This is a genomic window from Falsiroseomonas oryzae, assembly GCF_027856955.1.
In the GTDB taxonomy this organism is placed as follows: Bacteria; Pseudomonadota; Alphaproteobacteria; order Acetobacterales; family Acetobacteraceae; genus Falsiroseomonas; species Falsiroseomonas oryzae.
The window spans coordinates 1-5,559 of record NZ_JAPSMD010000354.1 but is presented as its reverse complement, the minus strand read 5'-3'; the positions used below and the strand labels follow the sequence as shown (position 1 = coordinate 5,559).

The following is a 5,559-nucleotide window of genomic DNA, read 5'->3' as shown; positions in this document are numbered from 1 at the left end:
GGCTGCTGCGCGTCGACCTGCCGGCCGGGCCGGTCGCGCTGACGCTGGCGCGCGTGGCGACGGCGCCGGAGCGGCTGGGCTGGGCGCTCTCGGCGGTGTCGGTGTCGTTCTGGCTCGGGCTGGCGCTGTGGTCGCGTCGGCGCGCCGCGCCGACGCAGGCGGCACCCGTCAGCGCCTGAGGATCGCGTCCAGCAGCGCCGGCAGGTCCTTGCCGTCCAGCACGGCGCGCGGCAGCGCGGCGCCCTGGTCGGCGGCCCAGTCCTGGCGACGGGCGGTCGCCGCGCTCTGCATCGGCTCGAGCCCGGCTTCCTGCACGGTGCGCGCGACCTCGCGCATCTCCTCCGCGCGGCGCCGGCCATGGATCAGCGCGCGGCTCATCATGTAGCGCGCGAGGCCGGCCCAGTCCTCGTGCGGCAGCGTGTCCGCCAGGCTGGCCAGCACCTCGCGCTCCACGCCGTAGTGCCGCGCGGTGAGCATGCATTCGGTGGCCAGCGCCTCCATGCCCTTGATCATGATGCTGCGGCACATCTTGACCGAGGAGGCGCCGCCGACCTTGTCGGAGAAGACCTGCGCCTTCATGCCCAGGCTGCGCGCCACCGGCAGGAAGGCCTCCGCATGCGGGCCGCCGAGCAGCATGGGAGAGCGGATGCCGTGCGGCGGCACGCTGGTCATCACCGCGGCCTCCACGTAGCGGCCGCCGCCGCCCTCGATCAGCGCCGCCGCCTCCTGCTTGGTGGCGGGCGAGACGGAATTCACGTCCAGGTAGAAGGGCGCGTGGCCCAGCCCGGCGCGCGCGTGCTGCGCCGCGGCCAGGGCGGAGCCGGCGGTGACGGCGCAGATGATGAGGTCGGCGCGCGCCGCCGCTTCCGCCCCGCAGGCCGTGGTGCGCACGCCCTGCGCGGCGGCGTTGCGGCTGGCCTTGCTGTCGGGATCCTTGAAGGCGATGTCGAAGCCGACGAGTTCCCTGTGGCCCGCCGCCCGCAGGTCCCGCGCCAGGATGCCGCCGACCTCGCCGAGGCCGATCAGGGCGATGCGCGACGGCATCATGGCGTCATTCCTTCCAGTAGAGGCGGGTCGGATTGTCCACCAGGACCTTGTGGCGGACGGCCTCGTCCTCCACCGCCTCGGCCAGAAGGTCAACCAGGTCGCCGTCATTCGGCATGTCGCCGGCGATGTTCGGATGCGGCCAGTCGGTGCCCCACAGCAGGCGGTCCGGCGCCTGCGCGGCCAGCGCACGGATGAAGGGCAGCGCGTCGCGGAAGGGCGCGCCGGTGGAGCTGATGCGCTCCGCTCCGCAGATCTTCACCCAGGCGAGAGGGTTCTCCATCAGCGCCTGCAACTGCCGGAAGGCGGGCTGCGCCACGCCGTCCTTCGCCTTCACCCGCGCCATGTGGTCGATCACGAAGGGGATGCGGATGGCGGAGATGGTGTCGGCCAGCGGCACGATGTCCTGCGCGTCCAGGTGCAGCACGACATGCCAGCCGAGGGGTTCGACCTGCGCCAGCACGCGCTGGAAGAATCCCATGTCGGGCATGCCGCCCAGATGCTTGACGAAATTGAAGCGTACGCCGCGGATGCCGCCTTCGTGCAGCTTTGCCAGATGCGCATCCGTCACGCCGGGATCCACCACGCAGACGCCGCGCATCGTGCCGCCCGCGCGCGCGATGGCATCCAGCGTCACCGCCATGTCGCTACCGTGGCAGGAGGCATGCACGATGACGGCGCGCGAGAGGCCGAGGATGCGGTGCAGCCGGACCAGGTTCTCGTAGCCGTTGTCGGGCGGCGTGTAGGCGCGGTCGGGCGCATAGGGGAAGACGTCGCCGGGGCCGAAGACGTGGCAATGCGTGTCGCAGGCGCCGGCCGGCGGGCGGTAGCGCGGCGTCTTCGTGTCGGGGTCCGGCCCCTTGCAGGTCGGGATCTCTCGCATCGTCGTCAGCCCTGCCGCTCGATCCCGGCCTTCTCGATCACCTCCGCCCATCGCGCGGTGTCGGCGGCGAGCAGGTTCGCCATCGCCTCCACGCTGCCGCCACGCGGCTCCACGCCCACCTGGGTCAGCGCCTCGCGCAACTCCGCCGTGGCGAGCGCCTCGTTCACGGCGCGGTTGACGGCGGTGATCGCCTCTGCCGGGGCGCCGCTGCGGGTGACCAGCGCGTTCCAGGAGGCGACGTCGTAGTTCGGCACGCCCTGTTCCATCAGCGTCGGCACCTGCGGCAGGTTTGCTGCGCGCTGGGCGGAGGTGACGGCCAGCACGCGGATCGCGCCGGACTGGATCTGGCCGGCGATCGGCCCGGTGATCTCGAAGGCGGCATCCACGTCGCCGCGCAGCGTCGCGGTAACGAGCTGCGGCGTGGCGGGGAAGACCACCGTCTCCGCCCGGATCTCCGCGCGGATCTTGAACAGCTCCGCCGAGAGGTTCTGCGTGCTGCCGATGCTGATGGAGCCGATGTTGAGGCGGCCCGGCTGCGCCTTCGCGCGCGCGATCAGGTCCGCGACGTCGCGGATGGGCGAGTTCGGCGCGACGATCACGGCGATGGGAAAGGCGCCCATCGTCACCACGGGGGCGAAGTCGCGCAGCGGGTCGAAGGGCAGGTTGCGGAACAGGCTGCGGCTGATCGCCGTGCCGTTGCTGGCCACCAGCAGGGTGTGGCCATCCGCCGGTGCCGCCATCAGCTGCTGCCCGGCGACGATGCCGCCGGCGCCCGGGCGGTTGTCGATCACCACGGGCTGGCCGAGCAGCGGGGAGATGCGCTGCCCGACCGCACGCGCCGTCAGGTCCGCGACGCCGCCGGCGGCGAAGGGCACGACCATACGGATCGGGCGGGAGAAGACCTGCGCGCGCGCGCCGGCTGCCGGCAGCGCGAGCGCCGCGGCGAGCGCGGCGCGGCGGGTGATGCGTGGCATGGCGGGACCTTTCTCAGTCGGCGCGGACATTGGCGGTGCGGATCAGCTCGCCCCAACGCGCGCGCTCCGCGACGATCAGCTCGCGGAACTGTTCCGGTGTGCCGGGCGTCGGGTCGGCCCCTTCCGCCTCCAGACGCGGGCGCAGCCGGTCGCCGCGCAGGATGCGGGTGCATTCGGCGTTCAGCCGGTCGATGATCGGGCGCGGCGTGCCGGCCGGCGCAACCAGGCCGTACCACTGCGTGGCGTCGAAGCCCGGCACGCCCTGCTCCGCGATGGTCGGGATGTCCGGCGCGCTGGACAGTCGCGTCAAGGAGGAGACGCCGAGCGCGCGCAACTGGCCGGCGCGCACCGGCGGCAGCGCCGCCGGGCCGCCGGTGAGCGTCAGGTCGATGGTGCCGGCGAGCAGGTCGGTCACCATCGGCCCGGTGCCGCGATAGGGCACATGCTCCATCCGCGTGCCGGTCGCGACGTTGAAGGCGACCATCGCGATATGCGCCGCCGATCCGTTGCCGCCCGAGCCGTAGCTGAGCGCGCCGGGCTGGCGCCGCGCCAGCGCCACCAGCTCCTGCACGTTCTGCACGGGCACCTTGCGCGGGTTCACCACCAGCACGTTCGGCACCACAGCCACCTGGATGATGGGCTGGAAGGAGGTGACGGTGTCGAAGGAGAGGTTGCGGTAGAGCCAGGGGTTCACCGCCAGCGTGCCGATATGCCCCATCATGATGGTGTGGCCGTCGGGCGCGGCGCGGGCCACGACCTCCGAGCCCAACGTGCCGCCCGCGCCGCCGCGGTTCTCCACCACGAAGGGCTGGCCAAGCGCCTCCTGCAGCTCGGACGCCATGGCGCGGGCCAGGATGTCGGTGGTGCCGCCGGGCGTGAAGGGCACGACCACGCGGACCAGCCGGTCCGGCCAGGCGCCCTGGGCGCGCGCCGTCGCTGGCGCGGCCAGCGCGGCGGCCAGCAGGGTGCGGCGGCGCATCATCGCCGGAACACCACTCTGTCGAGCGACCATTGTCCTCCTCCCCGTACCGCGATGAACAGCATGACCGTGGCCCACATGGCCGCGAATTCCCAGCCGCCGCGGTTCCATGCGAAGCCCATGGGCCAAAGCACCACGAAGGTGATGAAGGCAAGATGCCCGGCGGCGAGGAAGGCGGCCAGCCGCGTCAGCAGGCCAACCGCGATCAGCAGCCCGCCGATCGTCTCGAGCGAGACGACCATCCAGGCCAGCGGCAGCGCCGGCTCGATGCCCCGCCGGGCCAGGCCGTTGGCGGCGAAGGTGGCGACGCCGGCCTGCCATTTCGGCCAGCCATGCGCGATCAGGAAGGTGCCGGCGATCACGCGCAGCAGCGTGTAGGCCAGCGGCTCGAAGGTGGCGTCGAGGCGCGCGCGCAGCGCGGCGAGGGCGGTCGTCATGTCACTGCACCCGAATGTTGCGAGCGCGGATGAAGTCGCGCCACTTGCCGTTCTCGGCGGCGAAGAAGGCAGGCCAGGCCTCGATCGCCTGCGCCTCGACCGTCACGCCCATGGATTGCCAGCGCGGCGCCATGTCCGGCGCGCGCAGCGCGGCGGCGGCGACCGCGTTGAACCGGCGCAGCAGCGGCTCCGGCGTGCCGGCGGGGGCGAACATGGCGATCTGCTCCACCACCTCGAAGCCCGCGAAGCCGAGCTCCTGGAAGGTGGGCACGTCCGGCGCGTAGCGGCTGCGCTCCCGCGTCGTCACGGCCAGCGCGCGGAGATCGCCTGAGGCGATCAGCGGCATGGCCGCAGCGGTGGGCAGCACGAGCATCCCCGTCTCGCCGGCCAGCACGGCCTGCAGCGCGGGCCCGCCGCCGCGATAGCCGACTTCCTGGATCTCGATGCCGGCGGTCTGCATGAACAGCTCGACGGCCAGGTGCGAGGTCGCGCCGACGCCGGAATTCGCATAGGTCATGCGATGGCCCGGCTGCCTGGCCGCGGCGATGTAGTCCTGCAGCGTGCGATAGGGCGCCCGGCCCGGCACCATGATGAACAGCGGCGAGGAGGCCAGCAGCCCGATGCCCGTGAAGTCCCGCTCTTGGCTGTACTGCACGGGGTAGATGTGGTGCGCGATGGCGAAGGTGGAGTTCGGCGTGATGACGAGGGTGGTGCCGTCCGGCCGGGCGCGGGCGGCGGCCTGCATGCCGATGGTGCCCGCCGCCCCGCCGCGGTTGTCCACCACGAAGCTGCGCCCCGTATCGGTCGACATGCGCTGCGTGAGGACGCGGGCGAAGGCGTCCGTCGGGCCGCCGGGCGGCCAGGGCACGATGACGTTGATCGGGCGGTTCGGCAGCTCCGTCTCCTGCGCGCGCGGGGCGCGCAGGGCGGGTGTCGCCAGGGCGAGCGCCAGCGCGCCCTGGCCGAGTGTTCGGCGGGTGACCATCTTCGTTCTCTCCGGTGTTGTCTTGGACGCGTTCTGCGCTCAGCCGAGCGCCGGTGGTGTTCCCTCCCAGATCTCCCCGAGGGCGAGGGTTCGGGCGACGAGCCCCTGCTCGGCGCAGAAGCGCGCGGCGAGCGACAGGGCGGGGGCTAGGGCGGCGCGGCCGGGCGCCTCCGCGCCGGCGCGCTGCAGCAGCGCGACGAGGGTGACGAGGTCCGCCGCGCGGTCGCGGGCGATGTCGCGGCGCGCCACCAGCAGGT

Annotated in this window: 6 protein-coding genes and 1 pseudogene; all 7 read right to left on the bottom strand. The window is 73.0% G+C overall.

The annotated features are described in order from the left end of the window. Positions 1 to 168: 168 nt before the first annotated feature. The gene (locus tag OZN99_RS24160; RefSeq protein ID WP_270937802.1) at positions 169 to 1,047 is read right to left on the bottom strand and encodes an NAD(P)-dependent oxidoreductase; all 879 of its coding nucleotides are present in this window, start codon (positions 1,045 to 1,047) and stop codon (positions 169 to 171) included. A gap of 4 nt (positions 1,048 to 1,051) precedes the next feature. Next, on the bottom strand, positions 1,052 to 1,927 hold the full coding sequence (locus tag OZN99_RS24155; protein WP_270937801.1) for an amidohydrolase family protein: 876 nt from the start codon (positions 1,925 to 1,927) through the stop codon (positions 1,052 to 1,054). Between the two features lie 5 nt (positions 1,928 to 1,932). Continuing rightward, positions 1,933 to 2,901, bottom strand: coding sequence for a Bug family tripartite tricarboxylate transporter substrate binding protein (locus OZN99_RS24150; protein WP_270937800.1), 969 nt, complete (start codon positions 2,899 to 2,901; stop codon positions 1,933 to 1,935). A gap of 13 nt (positions 2,902 to 2,914) precedes the next feature. Next, positions 2,915 to 3,883: a Bug family tripartite tricarboxylate transporter substrate binding protein gene (locus OZN99_RS24145; RefSeq protein ID WP_270937799.1), complete on the bottom strand. Its 969-nt coding sequence runs from the start codon at positions 3,881 to 3,883 to the stop codon at positions 2,915 to 2,917. Further along, a complete protein-coding gene (locus OZN99_RS24140; protein WP_270937798.1) occupies positions 3,880 to 4,317 on the bottom strand; it encodes a DoxX family protein in 438 nt (145 codons plus the stop codon). The genes OZN99_RS24145 and OZN99_RS24140 overlap by 4 nt, the downstream gene beginning before the upstream one ends. Before the next feature lies 1 nt (position 4,318). Further along, the gene (locus OZN99_RS24135; protein WP_270937797.1) at positions 4,319 to 5,302 is read right to left on the bottom strand and encodes a Bug family tripartite tricarboxylate transporter substrate binding protein; all 984 of its coding nucleotides are present in this window, start codon (positions 5,300 to 5,302) and stop codon (positions 4,319 to 4,321) included. Between the two features lie 39 nt (positions 5,303 to 5,341). Beyond that, positions 5,342 to 5,559 (bottom strand): annotated as a pseudogene (locus OZN99_RS24130) (ABC transporter substrate-binding protein); the annotation flags it as partial.

What these genes read in the sequence shown, in the direction of transcription:
- OZN99_RS24160 (WP_270937802.1), bottom strand. Translation starts at nt 1,047, where the DNA reads ATGATGCCGTCGCGCATCGCCCTGATCGGCCTCGGCGAGGTCGGCGGC.
- OZN99_RS24155 (WP_270937801.1), bottom strand. Translation starts at nt 1,927, where the DNA reads ATGCGAGAGATCCCGACCTGCAAGGGGCCGGACCCCGACACGAAGACG.
- OZN99_RS24150 (WP_270937800.1), bottom strand. Translation starts at nt 2,901, where the DNA reads ATGCCACGCATCACCCGCCGCGCCGCGCTCGCCGCGGCGCTCGCGCTG.
- OZN99_RS24145 (WP_270937799.1), bottom strand. Translation starts at nt 3,883, where the DNA reads ATGATGCGCCGCCGCACCCTGCTGGCCGCCGCGCTGGCCGCGCCAGCG.
- OZN99_RS24140 (WP_270937798.1), bottom strand. Translation starts at nt 4,317, where the DNA reads ATGACGACCGCCCTCGCCGCGCTGCGCGCGCGCCTCGACGCCACCTTC.
- OZN99_RS24135 (WP_270937797.1), bottom strand. Translation starts at nt 5,302, where the DNA reads ATGGTCACCCGCCGAACACTCGGCCAGGGCGCGCTGGCGCTCGCCCTG.